Here is a 14,778-nt window from a genome sequence, read left to right as displayed (position 1 = left end):
CATGTCGGCGTCAATTCCGGAAGGGTGGTCCTACGGGCCGTGGCACGACGGGCCGGATCCTCTGAAGGCACCCGTGGATCTGCGGGACGCGCTGGACGAGATCGGCCGGGACGTGATGAACGGGTCGTCGCCGCGGTCCGCGCTGGAGGAACTGCTCCGGCGCGGCACCCGGAACACCCAGGGCCTGGACGACCTGAGCCGCCGGATGTGGGAGCGCCGCCGCGAGATCGAGCGGCGGCACAACCTCGACGGCACGCTGCGGGACGTCCAGCGGCTCCTGAACGAGGCCCTGGAAGCGGAGCGGCGCGAGCTGTTCCCGAATCCGTCCGACGACGCGCGGTTCAAGGAAGCGGAGCTCGACGCGCTTCCCTCCGGTACGGCGGCCGCCGTACGGGAGCTGGCGAACTACCAGTGGGAGTCGTCGGAGGCCCGGGACAAGTACGAGCAGATCCGTGAGCTGCTCGGGCGGGAACTGCTCGGTTCGCGGTTCGAGGGCATGAAGGAGGCGCTGCAGCAGACCACGCCTGAGGACATCGAGGCGATCAACGAGATGCTGGCCGACCTCAACGCCTTGCTCGCGGCCCACGCGCAGGGCCGGCCCGAGGTGCCGGAACTCTTCGAGGAGTTCATGGCCAACCACGGCGAGTTCTTCCCGGAGAATCCACGGAACGTCGACGAGCTGATCGACGTACTCGCGCAGCGGGCGGCCGCCGCGCAACGGATGCTGAACTCGATGACTCCCGAACAGCGCGCCGAGCTGGCGGAGCTTTCGCAGCAGGCGTTCGGCAGTCCGCAACTCGCGCAGCAGTTGGCGCAGCTGGACGCCCAGCTGCAGTCGCTGCGGCCGGGGGAGGACTGGTACGGGTCCGAGCAGATGCGTGGTGACGATCCGCTCGGGCTTGCCGAGGGCGCGCAGGCGATGTCCGACCTCGCGGAACTGGATGCGTTGGCGGAGCAGCTGGCGCAGTCGTACCCAGGGGCGCGGCTCGAGGACATCGACCTCGACGCGCTCACCCGTCAGCTGGGTGACGAGGCGACGGTCGACGCGCGGCGGCTGAGTGAGCTGGAGCGGCAGTTGCGTGATCAGGGTCTGATCGAGCGGGCGCCGGACGGTTCGCTGCGGTTGTCGCCGAAGGCGTTGCGTCAGCTCGGTCAGACGGCGTTGGCCGACGTACTGCGGACCGCTCGGGGATCAGGTGAACGGGACGCGGCCAACGCGGGCGCGGCCGGTGAGCTGAGTGGATCGTCGCGTCCGTGGGAGTTCGGGGACACCCAGCCGTGGGACGTGCCGCGGACGGTGCGGAACGCCGTACTGCGGACCGCTTCGCGCTCTGGTTCCGTCAAGCTTGACGTGGCGGACGTGGAGATCGCGGAGACCGAGCATCGGGCCCGGGCCGCGGTGGCGTTGCTGGTCGACACGTCGTGGTCGATGGTGCAGGAGGGTCGCTGGCTGCCGATGAAGCGGACGGCGCTCGCACTGCACCAGCTCATCTCGACGCGGTACCGGAACGACGCGTTGCAGCTGATCACGTTCGGCCGGTACGCCGGGGTTGTCGAGCTGCCCCAGCTGATCGGGATGGAGGGCACGTGGGAGCAGGGCACGAACGCGCACCACGCGCTGCTCCTCGCCGGTCGTCATCTGCGGCGGCACCCGGATGCACAACCCGTCGTACTGATGGTGACGGACGGGGAACCGACCGCACACCTGGAGCCCGACGGCACGGCCGAGTTCTCGTACCCACCCGAGGCGGCCACCCTCCGCAAGACGATCTTCGAGGTCGACCGCCTGGCCAAGCTCGGCGCCTCGCTGACCGTCTTCCGCCTGGGCGACGACCCGCGCCTGAACGCCTTCGTCGACCTACTGGCCCGCCGCAGCGGCGGCCGCGTCCTCGCCCCCGACGCCGACGGACTGGGCGCGGCGGTCGTAGGCGACTACCTCCGCACCCGCCGCAAGCTGTAAAGCCGGGACTGGAGACACCGTATGGGGACCTGGAACACGCAATGACCTGTCCCAGGTCCCCATCGCCTGTCCCCAGTCCACGCCTGAATCAACATCACTACCGCAGGCGTCGCGCGATCGCCGGGATCGCCGCCGACCGCTCCCCGGCAGCCCGCACACCGGCAGCGCCAGCGCGTGCGTCCGTAGCACTGCGGAGCCGGAGGCTGTCCAACAACTGCGTGCCGTCTCGGCCGATGGTCTAGACCGACTCCAGTACCTCGGTCAGGTTTTGTGGGTCGGTGCTCACAACGTCCGCTCGGCACCCCAGGTAGTCGAGGGCCGCGTCGACGTCTGTCACATCGATCGCGCACACCGCGCACAGCTCCTGGGCGATCACACCTCCGGGTCGAGCTCACACAGCGCGCCGGCTCACCACCGACGAAACCGTCTCAGCACCCGGCTCGGAGGTTTCATCGGTGAAGACACCGAATGTCTCGCGTTGTCAACGTGGGAAGGGTTTTCCGGCCTTCGACCTGTGGGAAGGGTCACGTCGGCATCGTGAGACCAGTGTTCAACTGGACTGGTTTTTGGGCTTACTCTGAAAGTACGCCCCCGCCGCCGGAGTCGATGGGCCAGCGGGTCATTTCCCGCGCCTGCAAACACCCGCCTGCAACCCAGGGAGTGACCGTGCCGAAACTCGTCTACGACTTTGCCGAAGGCAACAAATCCATGTTGGAGCTGCTCGGCGGCAAGGGAGCCAACCTGGCCGAGATGACCAATCTCGGCCTGCCGGTACCACCCGGGTTCACCATCACCGCGGACGCCTGCCGCGTCTACCTCGAGACCGGCGCGGTACCCGCTGAGCTCGCCGACGAGATCGACCACCACGTCCACCTGCTTGAGCAGAAGATGGGCAAGAAGCTCGGCCAGGCGGACGACCCGCTGCTGGTCTCGGTCCGCTCCGGCGCCGCCGTCTCGATGCCCGGCATGATGGAAACGGTCCTGAACGTCGGCCTCAACGACGACTCGGTGAACGGGCTCGCGCACCAGTCCGGCAACCCCCGGTTCGCCTGGGACGCGTACCGCCGGCTGATCCAGATGTTCGGCAAGACCGTGCTCGGCATGGACGGCGACGTGTTCGAGGACGCGATCGAACACGCCAAGCAGGCGAAGGGCACCCGCAACGACCTGGATCTGGACGCGGCCGACCTGAAGGCTCTCGTCAAGACCTTCAAGCAGGCTGTCCACGACCACACCGGCCGCGAGTTCCCGCAGGACCCGCGGACCCAGATGGACCTCGCGACCGAGGCCGTCTTCCGCTCCTGGAACTCGGACCGCGCGATCCTCTACCGCCGCCAGGAGCGCATCCCCACCGACCTCGGCACGGCGGTGAACATCTGCTCGATGGTGTTCGGCAACCTCGGCATGGATTCCGGCACCGGCGTCGCGTTCACCCGCGACCCGTCGAGCGGCCAGCCCGGCGTGTACGGCGACTACCTGCAGAACGCCCAGGGCGAGGATGTCGTCGCGGGCATCCGCAACACCGTCCCGCTCGCGGACCTCGAGCAGATCGACAAGGCGTCGTACGACGACCTGATGGACATCATGGCCAAGCTCGAAGGTCACTACCGCGATCTGTGCGACATCGAGTTCACCGTCGAGCGCGGCAAGCTGTGGATGCTGCAGACCCGCGTCGGCAAGCGGACTGCGGCGGCGGCGTTCCGGATCGCGACCAGCCTGGTCGACGAGGGCGTGATCGACACCGACGAGGCGCTCCAGCGGGTGAAGGGTGCGCAGCTCGCGCAGCTGATGTTCCCGCGGTTCGACGCGGATGCCGCGACGGACCTGATCACGAAGGCGATCGGTGCGTCGCCGGGTGCGGCGTCGGGCAAGGTCGTGTTCACGTCGGCGGCCGCGGTCGAGGCGGCGGAGCGCGGCGAGAAGGTCATCCTGGTGCGGCGCGAGACCAACCCCGACGACCTGCACGGCATGATCGCGGCGCAGGGCATCCTGACCAGCCGCGGCGGCAAGACCTCGCACGCGGCCGTAGTCGCGCGCGGCATGGGCAAGACCTGTGTCTGCGGCGCCGAGGAGCTCGACGTGAACGTCGCCCAGGGCACCATCAAGGTGAACGGCGCCGTGCTCGAGGCCGGCGAGATGATCTCGATCGACGGCACCACGGGTGAGGTGTTCCGCGGCGAGGTTCCGGTCGTGCCGTCCCCGGTCGTGCAGTACTTCGAGGGCACGCTCGCCCCGGACGCGGGCGACGAGCTGGTCGCGTCGGTGCACCGGTTGATCACGCACGCGGACGACGTACGGCGGCTCGGCGTACGGACCAATGCGGACACCGCGGACGACGCTGCGCGGGCGCGACGGTTCGGGGCGTCCGGGATCGGCCTGTGCCGCACGGAGCACATGTTCCTGGGGGAGCGGCGCGAATCCGTCGAGCGGCTGATCCTCGCGGACAACGATGCGGAGCGGGAGACCGCGCTGGCCGAGCTGGAACCCTTGCAGCGCGCGGACTTCCTGGAGCTGCTGGCCGCGATGGACGGGCTGCCGGTGACGATCCGGTTGATCGACCCGCCGCTGCACGAGTTCCTGCCGTCGATGGAGGAGCTGGCGGTGAAGGTCGCGGTGGCGCGCGAACGCGGCGAGGAGTCGGAGCACGATGTGAAGCTGCTCGCGGCGGTCGAACGGCTGCACGAGGAGAACCCGATGCTCGGCCTGCGCGGGGTCAGGCTCGGGCTGGTGGTCCCCGGTTTGTTCGCGATGCAGGTCCGGGCGATCGCGGCGGCGACCGCCGAGTTGCGGGCCCAGGGCAAGGATCCGCGACCGGAGATCATGATCCCGCTGGTCGGCGCCGTGCAAGAGCTGCACCTCGCGCGTGACGAGGTGGAACGCGTGCTCGCTGACTACGAAGGCGGTACCGAGATCCCGATCGGCACGATGATCGAGCTGCCGCGGGCCGCCGTGATCGCGGACCAGATCGCGGAGGCGGCCGACTTCTTCTCGTTCGGCACCAACGACCTGACCCAGACCACGTGGGGCTTCAGCCGCGACGACGTCGAGGGCGCGTTCTTCTCGCGGTACCTGGAGAAGGGCATCTTCGCGGTGTCGCCGTTCGAGTCGATCGACCGGGAGGGCGTCGGCGCGCTGGTGCGGACCGGCGTGGATCGCGGGCGGGCGACCAAGCCGGACCTCAAGCTCGGCATCTGCGGCGAGCACGGCGGCGACCCCGACAGCATCCACTTCTTCCACGAGGTCGGCCTCGACTACGTCTCCTGCTCCCCGTTCCGCATCCCGGTCGCGCGGTTGGAGGCCGGCCGCGCTGCCTTGGACTGACACCAGGGGCGGACCCACGCCACTCACCAACCACCGACCGCCGCGGATCGGCACGCTGACCCAGGTCGCCTGCGCGGCCGCAGCGGGCAGTTGATGAGTGGTACAGGTCCGCTAACCTGCGGCGATGAGCCGCGAGACGCTACGCACGACGTTCGGGGAAGACGCGGAGCTGTACGACCGTGTCCGGCCGGCTTATCCGCGCGAGCTCTTCGAGGAGCTCGCGCGGATCGTCGGGGACCGACCGAAGGTGCTGGAGATCGGCCCTGGGACCGGCCAGGCGACCGCGGCGATGGTCGCGCGCGGTTGGCCGGTCACCGTGGTCGAGCTGAGTCCCGAGCTCGGGGGCGTCCTGCAGCGGAACCTTCCCGAGGTCGAGGTGATCGTCGCGGACTTCGACAGCTGGGACCTGCCGGCGGCGGACTTCGACCTGGTGATCGCGGCGACCGCGTTCCACTGGCTCGATCCGGCGACGCGCGTCCAGCGGTGTGTGGACATGCTGCGGCCGGGCGGCGCGCTGGCGATCGTGTCGACGCATCACGTCGCGGGCGGTTCCGAGCAGTTCTTCGTCGACGTGCAGTCCTGCTACGACCGGTTCACCGACGATCCGGTGAAGGACGGACTGCCCGCCGCGGACGACGTACCGGTGGATCCCGCGGGGCTCGGGGAGACGGAGCTTTTCGGGTCCGTGGAGTTCCGCAGCTATGCCTGGGACGCGGCGTATTCGACGGCCGAGTACCTCGAACTTCTGTCCTCGTATTCAGGTCATCGGGCCTTGACAACGGACCGGCGTGACGGACTGTACGAGTGCATCGGCGCGCTCATCGACGCGGCCGGGGGTTCGGTCACGAAGCGTTATCTCAATCAACTTTCTGTAGGAATTTCCCTTAACCAAACCCTTGCGTAGGGACCCCTCGGCTGGTGAGAATGTCCGGGCGGGAAGGGAGATCACTCGTCGACTTTCGGGTCTGACCTGAACCAGCCGCTGTGGCGGCTCGTGACTCCCTTTCCCGCACCAAATCCCTTGTTTCCAAGGCCGTTGTAGAGTTTCGTGCATGGCTCAATATGTCGTGCAGTTGCGCTTCGACGTCGCTCAGACCGATCGCCGGATGGAGGTCCGCCCGGCGCACCGCGAGTACCTCGCCGCGCTGAAGGCCGACGGCAAGCTCGTCGCGGCCGGACCGTTCGCCGACCAGACCGGCGCGCTGCTCGTGTACGACGTCGCCGACGAGGCCGAGCTCCGCGACATCCTCGCCAAGGACCCGTACACGCCGGCCGACGTCTACGAGATCGCCACCTTGGCCGAATGGCAGCCGCTCTTCCCGTTCAGCTAACGCTGGAGCGAGGCGAGGAGAGCCAGGGTCTTCGCCCAGCCCTGGCGCATGGCCGACTCGTTGCTCGGGCGGGTCCCGCCGAACTTGTACGGGCCGACGATCGGATGGTTGATCGTCGTTCCGCGCGGCAGATACGGCGCTCCGCCGACGCCATGGCCGGCGCCGGTGACGATCACGGCCTCGTGCGGGAACTTGTCGTGCGCGTCGTCGAGCTCCAGCATGATCTGCTCGGCAGCCTGCCGCGAGTCCCATGACCCGTCGGCGGACCCCGCCACCGCGAGTACCGGTCCGTCCACGCCGTCGACCGGGATCAGTTCGGGTCCCACCGGCCGCCCTTGGTAGGTCCACGCCCTCGCGCCTGGATGCGGAAACGACGGCGTCCCCGCCGCTCCGGGCGCGAACAGCACGGCGCCATGGACGAGGGCCGGGAAGTGGTCAGCCACCAGCAGCGCGGCCTCGGTGCCGAACGACGCACTCATGACGACGGCGCGCGCCGGATCGACTTCGGGTTGTTGGTCGAGCCAACGAGCCGCGGTCGCGAAGTACTCGATCGGGACGTTGCGCAGCTCCGCCGGCACGCCCGGAGCGTGGAAGTACGCCACCGCGAGTACCGGGTAGCCGTGCGAAGCCAGCAGATAGGGGATCGAGAGCGACGGAGCGCCGCCTTCAGAGCCGCCGAAGAACAGTACGGCGGGATGCTTGGCGCCATCCGTCTTCGGCGCGACGTACACACCGGTGACCTTGTCCTTGGCCCTCGTGAGCGCCCTGGTCGTCACCCCGGACGCCACCCACTGCCGCGTGAGCGTCGTACTCGCCAGCTGCTTGCCGTCGCGGCTGACCGAGACCTCGAGGTGCTCGACCGGGCGCCCGTCCTCGGACGGCGGAATGTACGACTGCTCCTCCGGGTCCCCGTCCGGTGGGTTCATCGACCAGAACAGGCCCATGCCGTCGACATCGTGATAGGTCCCGCTCGCGGGCCTGGCCGTATCGAGGTCCACCGTGCCGTGGTCGTCGGCGGTGACCGTCACCTGGCTGTGCCACTTCTTGCCGTCCCGGTCGACGGCCTCCGCGGCGACGTCCACCGGCCTTCCCGCCGGTGCGCCGGTCACCTTCAGATGGACCTGCTGGTCGGCGAGTGTCACCGCCTGGTCGACGGTCAGCACCGCGTGTTCCGACGTACATCCCGCCGCAAGTAGGCAGATCGCCGCGGACATGACCAGAACTCGGTTCACAGTTCCAGAGTGGCACTCCTCGGAGTCACTGCGAGGGTGTCAGGCGTCGGCGCCTTCCAGGTTGAGGTGGTCGACGTACGCCCAGAGCCAGACCAGGGGAGCGAGGACCAGTTCGGGCTCGTTGTCCTCGTCGGCGATGAACAGCATCGACGCCTCGCCGTTGGTGAGGTCCTCGATGACCGCCTCGCACATCTCGAGCGCGACCTCGAACGGCAGCAGCCGCGGGCCGTTCTCCCAGCGCGGCTCGGGCAGCGGGAGGACCGGTGCCTCGTCCGTCCCGTCCAGCTCGACCGAGACCTTCTGCAGCTCCTCGTACAGGTCGAACGAGATCAGCCCCGCGAGCGGCCGTCCGTCCAGGCCGACCAGGTACGGGTCGTCGGCACCGTCGCGGAACGCGTCCCGGATGTCCGGCAGTGCCGCCTTCAGATCGGATGCTTCGAGGTACGGCGCCTCGTCCGCCTCCTCGGTCTCCGCTTCGACCAGCCCGCTGCGCATCTGGTCGAACTGGTGCAGCAGCCCGTTCAACTCGTCGTACGCCCCACCGCCCGGCGCCTTCTGCGCACGCGCCTCCAGGTCACGCAGGTGCTCGACCAGCTCGTCCTCGAAGTGCAGCTCGTAGCGCGGGAGGCCCGGCTCGCGGCCGGCGTTGATCTGCGCGACCAGCTGCGTAGACACCGGACCGATCCGCTCGGCGAGCACCTCCAGGGGCGTGGTCGGCTTCTCCTCGTCGTCGTGCGCGCAGGAGTCGTCATCGCCCTTGCCGTCGCCTTCCATCGCGAGCAGCACCTGGAACGCCTGGAAGGACAGCAGCGCGGCGGTCGCCATTGTGCCGTCGCCGATCAGCATCAGCGGGTTGCCGCCGGCCTCGGTACGGCGTACGTGGTCGGGCATCAGCGTCGCGGCCTGCTCGACGTTGACCTGACTGGCCAGCGAGGACAGCCCGTGGTCCGTGTCCACGCCGAGCAGCTCGACCAGCCGCTCGGAGCTCATGTCGAAGTTGGAGCGCAGGTAGTACCGCAGCCAGCCGGCGTCGACCGGGTTGCCGAGCAGGTCCGCGATCCGGGAGCGGAAGTCCGCCAGGTCGGCGATCGCCAGCACCACGAGCACCGGCTGGTCGCCGTCGCCTATCACCAGCGGCCGGGTGTCCCCGTTCTGGAAGCCGTCGATGACCTGGTGCAGGCTGTCGGCGGCTGCCTCGAGCGGCCACGACTCCGCCTCGAACTCGTTGACCACCGCGGCGGAGGTGTCCTCGGGCATCTACTGGTTCCTCTCCGGGTGGCGGCGGGAGTTGGGGTAACTCTAGGCGGCGGCTGTATCAACAGACCGTGCGGGGCCCGTTGAGGGTGGGTACAGGAGTCGACGTGACGTTGGATACGGTGGCACCGGCGGGTCGGTGCAGCGGTATCTCACATGTGAGATAAGGTCCCGACCATGACCGATGACTACCTGAGCCGGATCGGAAACCTCATCCGGGACGCCCGTAAGCATCGCGGCTGGACGCAGACGCAGCTCGCGGAAGTACTGAACACCAGCCAGAGTGCGGTGAACAGGATCGAGAAGGGTCATCAGAACCTCACCCTCGAGATGCTCGCCCGGATCGGCGAGGCGCTCGACTCCGAAATTGTCTCTCTCGGCGGCGGCCCGGTCCACCTCCGCGTCGCCGGCGGCCGGCAGTTGTCCGGCGCCATCGACGTGAAGTCGAGCAAGAACGCCGGCGTCGCGCTGCTCTGCGCATCGCTGTTGAACAAGGGCCGGACGACGCTGCGCAAGGTCGCTCGCATCGAAGAGGTCAATCGTCTCCTCGAGGTGCTGAACTCGATCGGCGTCAGGACCACCTGGCTCAACGACGCCGGCGACCTGGAGATCATCCCGCCGACGCACCTCGACCTGAGCGCGATGGATGCCGAGGCGGCCCGTCGTACCCGCTCGATCATCATGTTCCTCGGCCCGCTGCTGCACCGCGAGGACGCGTTCGAGCTGCCGTACGCCGGCGGCTGCGACCTCGGCACCCGCACCGTCGAGCCGCACCTGACCGCGCTGCGCCCGTTCGGTCTCGAGGTGAAGGCGACCGGCGGGCAGTACCACGCGCTGGTGAACCGGGCGATCGCTCCGGGCAAGCCGATCGTGCTGACCGAGCGCGGCGACACCGTGACCGAGAACGCGATCATGGCCGCCGCCCGGTACGACGGTGTCACGGTGATCCGCAACGCCAGCCCGAACTACATGGTCCAGGACCTGTGCTTCTACCTGGACCTGCTCGGCGTGAAGATCGACGGCATCGGCACCACGACGCTGACCGTGCACGGCAAGGCCGACATCGACGTGGACGTCGACTACGCGCCGTCGGAGGACCCGATCGAGGCGATGAGCCTGCTCACCGCGGCGATCGTCACGAAGTCCGAGATCACCATCCGGCGCGCGCCGGTGGAGTTCCTGGAGATCGAGCTCGCGCTGCTGGAGGAGATGGGGCTCGACTACGACCGCAGTACGGAGTACCTCGCCGAGAACGGCCGTACCCGGCTCGTCGACCTCACCACCCGGCCGTCGAAACTGCACGCGCCGATCGACAAGATCCACCCGATGCCGTTCCCGGGCCTGAACATCGACAACCTGCCGTTCTTCGCGGTGATCGCGGCGACCGCCACCGGGCAGACCCTGATCCACGACTGGGTCTACGAGAACCGCGCGATCTACCTGACCGACCTGAACAAGCTCGGCGGCCGGGTCAAGCTGCTCGACCCGCACCGGGTGATGGTCGAGGGCCCGACGCACTTCTCCGGCGCCGAGATCATGTGCCCGCCGGCGCTCCGCCCGGCCGTCGTCACGCTGATCGCGATGATGGCCGCGAAGGGTACGTCGGTCCTGCGCAGCGTGTACGTGATCAACCGCGGCTACGAGGACCTGGCCACCCGGCTGAACTCGCTAGGCGCTCAGATCGAGACCTTCCGCGACATCTGAGTGGACATCTGAGTGGACGTCCGAGTCCTGCAGAAAGGCGACCGCCTCGGCGATCACGGCGGGGTCCGAGAGGATCTTGCGGTGGCCGAGGCCGGTCGTCGGCAGGAAGTGCGCGCGGTCGCCGTAGTTCCGTAGCAGCACCTGGGCCTGCGCCGGGTCGACGATCTCGTCCTCGTCGTTGTGGATGACCAGCAGCTCGAGCTTTCCGGTCGTCACCGAGAAACGCTTCCAGATCTGGTCGTCTCCGTCGAAGTACCCGCGCTCGATCCGTCGCCGCAGCTGCTGGTTGATCTTCGGCCCCAGGCCGAGCTGGGCGCAGAACGTGTCGGCCAGGTATCCGAAGTCCGCGACGCCGCTGATCATCACCAGCCGCTTCGCCGCGACGCCTTCGCGGACGGCGTACAGCGCGAACGGTACGCCGAGGGAGTGCGCGATCACGCCCTCGAACGGGCCGTGGCGTTCCTCGAGCCCGCGGATGATCCGCTGGTGGCCGAGGATCGAGACGACGTCGCCGTCCGAGTCGCCGTGTGCGGGAGCGTCGTACGACACGGGGCTGTAGCCGAGCTCGAGCAGACGCGTGATGAAGGCGGCGTACCGCGAGGCGCGGGACCGCCAGCCATGGACGAGGAGCACCGGCCGGTTGCCGTCACCCCAGGCGTAGGTCTTCACATTGTCGACAATCTCCACGCGCGCGGCGTTGTGGACAATCTGCTCGTTCGGCCGGACCCGGCCGCGGGTGAGCGGACGCCGCCACAGGTTGAACGCGAGCCGCCCGCCGAGTCGCGGTGACAACACTCCGATTGTCTGCAATCCGACGCTAACCAGTTTCTGCATGACATCCCCTCCGGCAAACTATACGAACGGTCGTATTATTAGTTTCGCACAGCCTAGCAGTCAACGGGACTTAGGATCGGGAATCGTGGAGAAGGTCGACGGACGGTTGGCGCGGGGTGACCAGACCCGCCGCGCCGTACTGCGTCGCGCGGTCGACATCGCGTCGGTCGACGGGCTCGAAGGGCTGTCGATCGGGCGGCTCGCGACCGAGCTCGGGATCAGCAAGAGCGGACTGTTCGCACACTTCGGCTCCAAGGAGGAGCTGCAGTTGGCGACCGTCCGGGCAGCGCGCCGGATCTACGCCGACAACGTCGTGATTCCGGCCTACGAGGTGGAGCCCGGTCTCGGGCGGGTGTGGGCGCTGAGCCGGCACTGGCTGGACTACTCGCGGAGCCGGGTGTTCCCGGGTGGCTGCTTCTTCCAGAAGGTCTCGCACGAGTTCTCCGCACGCGGCGGCGCTGTGCACGAGTACCTCGCCTCCGTCCATCACGAGTGGATGGACCTGATCGAAACCGCGGTCGCCGAGGCCGTCGAGCGAGGCGAGCTCGCGGCCGATCCGGCGCAGCTCGCGTTCGACCTGAACGCGTACTACGAGGCCGCGAACCTGGCCTCGATCCTGCACAACGACGAGACGGGATACGAGCGCGCCCGTCAGGCAGTGCGGATCCGGCTGGAGTCGGCAGTCGTTCCGGGTACGCCGGTGCCTTGGTGAGTCGGTAGGTCGCGGCGCCCGCGGATCGGTGACGCCAGGAGGACCAGGCCTGCGAGCGGTACGCCGGCTGTCGTGATCCAGAGGGCCGGGGTGAGGCCGAGGGTCTGGCCGAGTGTGCCGCCGAGAAGGGCGCCGAGCGGGATGGTGCCGTAGTTGACGAAGGCGTTGGTCGCGGTCAGCCGGCCGAACAGGTCAGGTGGGCAGTAGGACTGGAGGAACGTCGCCTTCACGACATTTCCACCGACCACGCCGAGGCTCACGCCGAACGCGCCGACCAGATAGAACCACGGACTCGCACCGCCCAGCGGGATCAACAACGCCAGCGTCGGCAGGCCGAGCTCGCATAGCAGCAGCGCACGCGCCGTACCGAACCGCATGGTCCTGCGGCCGACGAGCGCGCCGAGCACACCGCCGCTGGAGGCCGCCGCGATCAGCGTGCCGACCGTGCCGGCGGTCAGCCCGGCCTCGCGGACCAGGAAAACGACGACGATCGCCTGATAACCCATCAAGGCGAGATTCGAGACCGCGCCGAAGATCGTCAACGTACGCAGCCAGACATCGTGCGCGACCAGCCTGATGCCCTCCCGGATCGCACCGGCCTGCCGAGGCGCGTTCGTACGGCGTTCCCGGAAGCGGATCGCGGCCAGACAACCGAGCGCGACCAAGAAGCTGGCCGCGTCGACGAACAGTGCATTGGCCGCGCCGGCGAACTGCACCAGGAGCCCGCCGCACCCGAGCCCCGCGATCTGCGCGGCCGACGCGCTCCCGTGCAGTTTCGCATTGCCCTCCGCGTGATCGGACGGATCCAGAAGCGTCGGGAGATAAGCGGTGTACGCCGTCTGGAACACGACCGACGCGGCTCCGACGAGTCCTGCGATCACCAGGAGGAACTCGATCGTCAGCACGTCGCCGGCCAGCGGAACCAAGCCGGCCAGTGGAACCATGGCGAGCAGGAGGCCGGAGACGGCCGAGGAAACGAGCATCAGCGGACGTCGACGTACCCGATCGATCCAGGCGCCGGTGGGCAGGCCGATCAGGAGCCACGGCGCCCAGGCCGCCGCGGTCAGCAGGCCGACTTCGAAGGTTGTTGCGTCGAGCATCGAAATCGCGACCAGCGGCAGCGCCACCGACGAGATCGCGCTGCCGAAACGATTGATCGTCTCGCCGATCCAGAACAGGCGGAAGTCGCGGTGCGTTCGCAGCAGGCTCATGAGCGGCGCGGGAACGACTGCAGCTGGACGATGACGCGCTCCGACCCATCGGCCGGTTCAGCGCCGGTGTAGCGGTCGATGACGGCTCCGATCTCCTCGTTGAGCTTGTGCAGCTGCTCGGGAGTCAGGCGCAGGTTGCGCCAGTCCGAGAGGCCGGCTGCGTGCTGCCAGTCGGCCGGCCAGTCTTCGTCGACGTAGGCCCGGACGCGGTCGTAGTAGCGCTCCACGAGATCGCGCAGGTACACGTCGAGGGCGCGTCGCGTCTCCGGGTCGTCGAGGAACTCGGCCGGGTTGAGGACGGTCGGACCGTGGGGGAGCCGCCACCAGCGCTCGCGCTTCGTGCCGAGGTCGGGGTCCTCCTCGAGGTATCCGTGCTCGGCGAGCAGCCGCAGGTGCCAGCTGATCGTGCCGGTGTTCTCCCCGAGCCGCGTCGCCAACGTGCTCGACGTCGCCGGTCCGTCGAGCTCGATCGCCTCCAGGATGCGCATCCGGAGCGGGTGGGCGAGTCCGCGCAGACTTCGGGCATCAATCCGTCGCATGAATGCAGAGTACTCTCTGCAGAGGAGTCTCTGCAATCGGGATTTGTCGGTGGCCGTCCCTACGTTGGGGGCATGCGGCCTCATGTGGTGGCTCAGCTGGCGGTTTCGCTGGACGGGGTGACGTCGGGATTCGACGTCGACCTCGCACGGTTCTATGCGCTGGCGTCGCTGTGGCAGGAGGACGTGACGCTGATCGACGCCGGCACGATCCTCGCCCAGGAGAACGCCGTACTCGCGGCTCCTCGGCGCGGTCCGCGGGCCGAGGGTCCACTGCTTGCGGTGGTGGACGAGCGGGCACGGGTCCGGAGCTGGGACTCGTTGCGGGAGCTGGGCTACTGGTCCGGCGTCCTCGCGTTGTACGCCGATCAGACGCCGGAGCGCCCGCCGGACGCGACCACCCGTGAGCTGATCACCGGCTACGACCAGGTAGATCTCGTCGAAGTGTTCGATGTCCTGGGGCGCCGCGGCGTACAGACCGTCCGCGTCGACTCGCACGCAGTGCTCCGCACCTGTCTGGGCCTCGACCTGATTGATGAGCTGGCCCTCCTTGTCCACCCGGTACTGCTCGGAGGCGAGCCGTGGTACGACGTCCATCGCCTCAACCTGCGGCACGCCGGCACCGAGGTGTTCAAGGACGGCGTTGTCTGGATCCGCTATTGCGTCGCTACTTGACGGAGCCG

At 68.4% G+C, this 14,778-nt stretch carries 13 protein-coding genes; 7 read left to right on the top strand and 6 right to left on the bottom strand.

Features of this window, described 5'->3' with window-relative positions; translation table 11 throughout:
• Position 1: 1 nt before the first annotated feature.
• Positions 2 to 1,960 (top strand): vWA domain-containing protein, encoded by a 1,959-nt coding sequence (locus tag EV137_RS09165; RefSeq protein ID WP_134127816.1) that lies wholly within the window; start codon positions 2 to 4, stop codon positions 1,958 to 1,960.
• A 238-nt stretch (positions 1,961 to 2,198) separates the two neighbouring features.
• Here EV137_RS09165 and EV137_RS40460 read toward each other — a convergent pair whose 3' ends face one another.
• Positions 2,199 to 2,336: a hypothetical protein gene (locus tag EV137_RS40460; RefSeq protein WP_166679806.1), complete on the bottom strand. Its 138-nt coding sequence runs from the start codon at positions 2,334 to 2,336 to the stop codon at positions 2,199 to 2,201.
• Positions 2,337 to 2,566: 230 nt separating this feature from the next.
• Between EV137_RS40460 and ppdK the strand changes: the two genes are divergently transcribed.
• From ppdK to EV137_RS09150, 3 genes are all read left to right on the top strand, one after another.
• On the top strand, positions 2,567 to 5,281 hold the full coding sequence (gene ppdK / locus EV137_RS09160) for a pyruvate, phosphate dikinase (protein ID WP_134127814.1): 2,715 nt from the start codon (positions 2,567 to 2,569) through the stop codon (positions 5,279 to 5,281).
• Between the two features lie 124 nt (positions 5,282 to 5,405).
• Positions 5,406 to 6,185, top strand: coding sequence for a class I SAM-dependent methyltransferase (locus EV137_RS09155; RefSeq protein ID WP_134127812.1), 780 nt, complete (start codon positions 5,406 to 5,408; stop codon positions 6,183 to 6,185).
• A 148-nt stretch (positions 6,186 to 6,333) separates the two neighbouring features.
• Complete coding sequence (locus EV137_RS09150) at positions 6,334 to 6,612, top strand: YciI family protein (protein ID WP_133999918.1); 279 nt, start codon at positions 6,334 to 6,336, stop codon at positions 6,610 to 6,612.
• Here the strand turns inward: EV137_RS09150 and EV137_RS09145 are convergent.
• Entirely contained in the window at positions 6,609 to 7,844 is a 1,236-nt protein-coding gene (locus EV137_RS09145; RefSeq protein WP_134127810.1) for an acyl-CoA thioesterase/bile acid-CoA:amino acid N-acyltransferase family protein, read from the bottom strand. The genes EV137_RS09150 and EV137_RS09145 overlap by 4 nt on opposite strands.
• 39 nt (positions 7,845 to 7,883) lie before the next feature.
• Positions 7,884 to 9,101 carry a type II toxin-antitoxin system Phd/YefM family antitoxin gene (locus tag EV137_RS09140; protein ID WP_133999911.1) on the bottom strand — a complete coding sequence of 406 codons (1,218 nt, stop codon included), beginning with the start codon at positions 9,099 to 9,101 and terminating at the stop codon, positions 7,884 to 7,886.
• 174 nt (positions 9,102 to 9,275) lie between these two features.
• On the opposite strand from EV137_RS09140, the gene EV137_RS09135 reads away from it, so the two are divergent.
• Positions 9,276 to 10,802, top strand: coding sequence for a helix-turn-helix domain-containing protein (locus EV137_RS09135; protein ID WP_133999907.1), 1,527 nt, complete (start codon positions 9,276 to 9,278; stop codon positions 10,800 to 10,802).
• Here EV137_RS09135 and EV137_RS09130 read toward each other — a convergent pair.
• Positions 10,767 to 11,636 (bottom strand): alpha/beta hydrolase, encoded by an 870-nt coding sequence (locus EV137_RS09130; RefSeq protein WP_134127808.1) that lies wholly within the window; start codon positions 11,634 to 11,636, stop codon positions 10,767 to 10,769. The genes EV137_RS09135 and EV137_RS09130 overlap by 36 nt on opposite strands.
• Before the next feature lie 85 nt (positions 11,637 to 11,721).
• Here EV137_RS09130 and EV137_RS09125 point away from each other — a divergent pair, with 85 nt between their 5' ends.
• Positions 11,722 to 12,348 (top strand): TetR/AcrR family transcriptional regulator, encoded by a 627-nt coding sequence (locus tag EV137_RS09125; protein WP_238175183.1) that lies wholly within the window; start codon positions 11,722 to 11,724, stop codon positions 12,346 to 12,348.
• Here EV137_RS09125 and EV137_RS09120 read toward each other — a convergent pair.
• On the bottom strand, positions 12,288 to 13,559 hold the full coding sequence (locus EV137_RS09120; protein WP_134127806.1) for an MFS transporter: 1,272 nt from the start codon (positions 13,557 to 13,559) through the stop codon (positions 12,288 to 12,290). The genes EV137_RS09125 and EV137_RS09120 overlap by 61 nt on opposite strands.
• Positions 13,556 to 14,098: a winged helix-turn-helix domain-containing protein gene (locus tag EV137_RS09115; protein ID WP_134127804.1), complete on the bottom strand. Its 543-nt coding sequence runs from the start codon at positions 14,096 to 14,098 to the stop codon at positions 13,556 to 13,558. The genes EV137_RS09120 and EV137_RS09115 overlap by 4 nt, the downstream gene beginning before the upstream one ends.
• A 72-nt stretch (positions 14,099 to 14,170) precedes the next feature.
• On the opposite strand from EV137_RS09115, the gene EV137_RS09110 reads away from it, so the two are divergent.
• Positions 14,171 to 14,770, top strand: coding sequence for a dihydrofolate reductase family protein (locus EV137_RS09110; RefSeq protein ID WP_133999892.1), 600 nt, complete (start codon positions 14,171 to 14,173; stop codon positions 14,768 to 14,770).
• The last annotated feature ends 8 nt before the right edge of the window (positions 14,771 to 14,778 follow it).

The organism is Kribbella pratensis, assembly GCF_004366075.1.
Taxonomy (GTDB): Bacteria; Actinomycetota; Actinomycetes; order Propionibacteriales; family Kribbellaceae; genus Kribbella; species Kribbella pratensis.
Note: the sequence above shows the minus strand (reverse complement) of the source record. Positions and strands in the feature narration are given on the sequence as shown.

Bases quoted from the DNA above. Each gene is read 5' to 3' on its own strand.
- EV137_RS09115 (WP_134127804.1), bottom strand. From the start codon at position 14,098: ATGCGACGGATTGATGCCCGAAGTCTGCGCGGACTCGCCCACCCGCTC.
- EV137_RS09110 (WP_133999892.1), top strand. From the start codon at position 14,171: ATGCGGCCTCATGTGGTGGCTCAGCTGGCGGTTTCGCTGGACGGGGTG.
- EV137_RS09150 (WP_133999918.1), top strand. From the start codon at position 6,334: ATGGCTCAATATGTCGTGCAGTTGCGCTTCGACGTCGCTCAGACCGAT.
- EV137_RS09165 (WP_134127816.1), top strand. From the start codon at position 2: ATGTCGGCGTCAATTCCGGAAGGGTGGTCCTACGGGCCGTGGCACGAC.
- EV137_RS09135 (WP_133999907.1), top strand. From the start codon at position 9,276: ATGACCGATGACTACCTGAGCCGGATCGGAAACCTCATCCGGGACGCC.
- EV137_RS09140 (WP_133999911.1), bottom strand. From the start codon at position 9,101: ATGCCCGAGGACACCTCCGCCGCGGTGGTCAACGAGTTCGAGGCGGAG.
- ppdK (WP_134127814.1), top strand. From the start codon at position 2,567: ATGGGCCAGCGGGTCATTTCCCGCGCCTGCAAACACCCGCCTGCAACC.
- EV137_RS09130 (WP_134127808.1), bottom strand. From the start codon at position 11,636: ATGCAGAAACTGGTTAGCGTCGGATTGCAGACAATCGGAGTGTTGTCA.
- EV137_RS09155 (WP_134127812.1), top strand. From the start codon at position 5,406: ATGAGCCGCGAGACGCTACGCACGACGTTCGGGGAAGACGCGGAGCTG.
- EV137_RS09120 (WP_134127806.1), bottom strand. From the start codon at position 13,559: ATGAGCCTGCTGCGAACGCACCGCGACTTCCGCCTGTTCTGGATCGGC.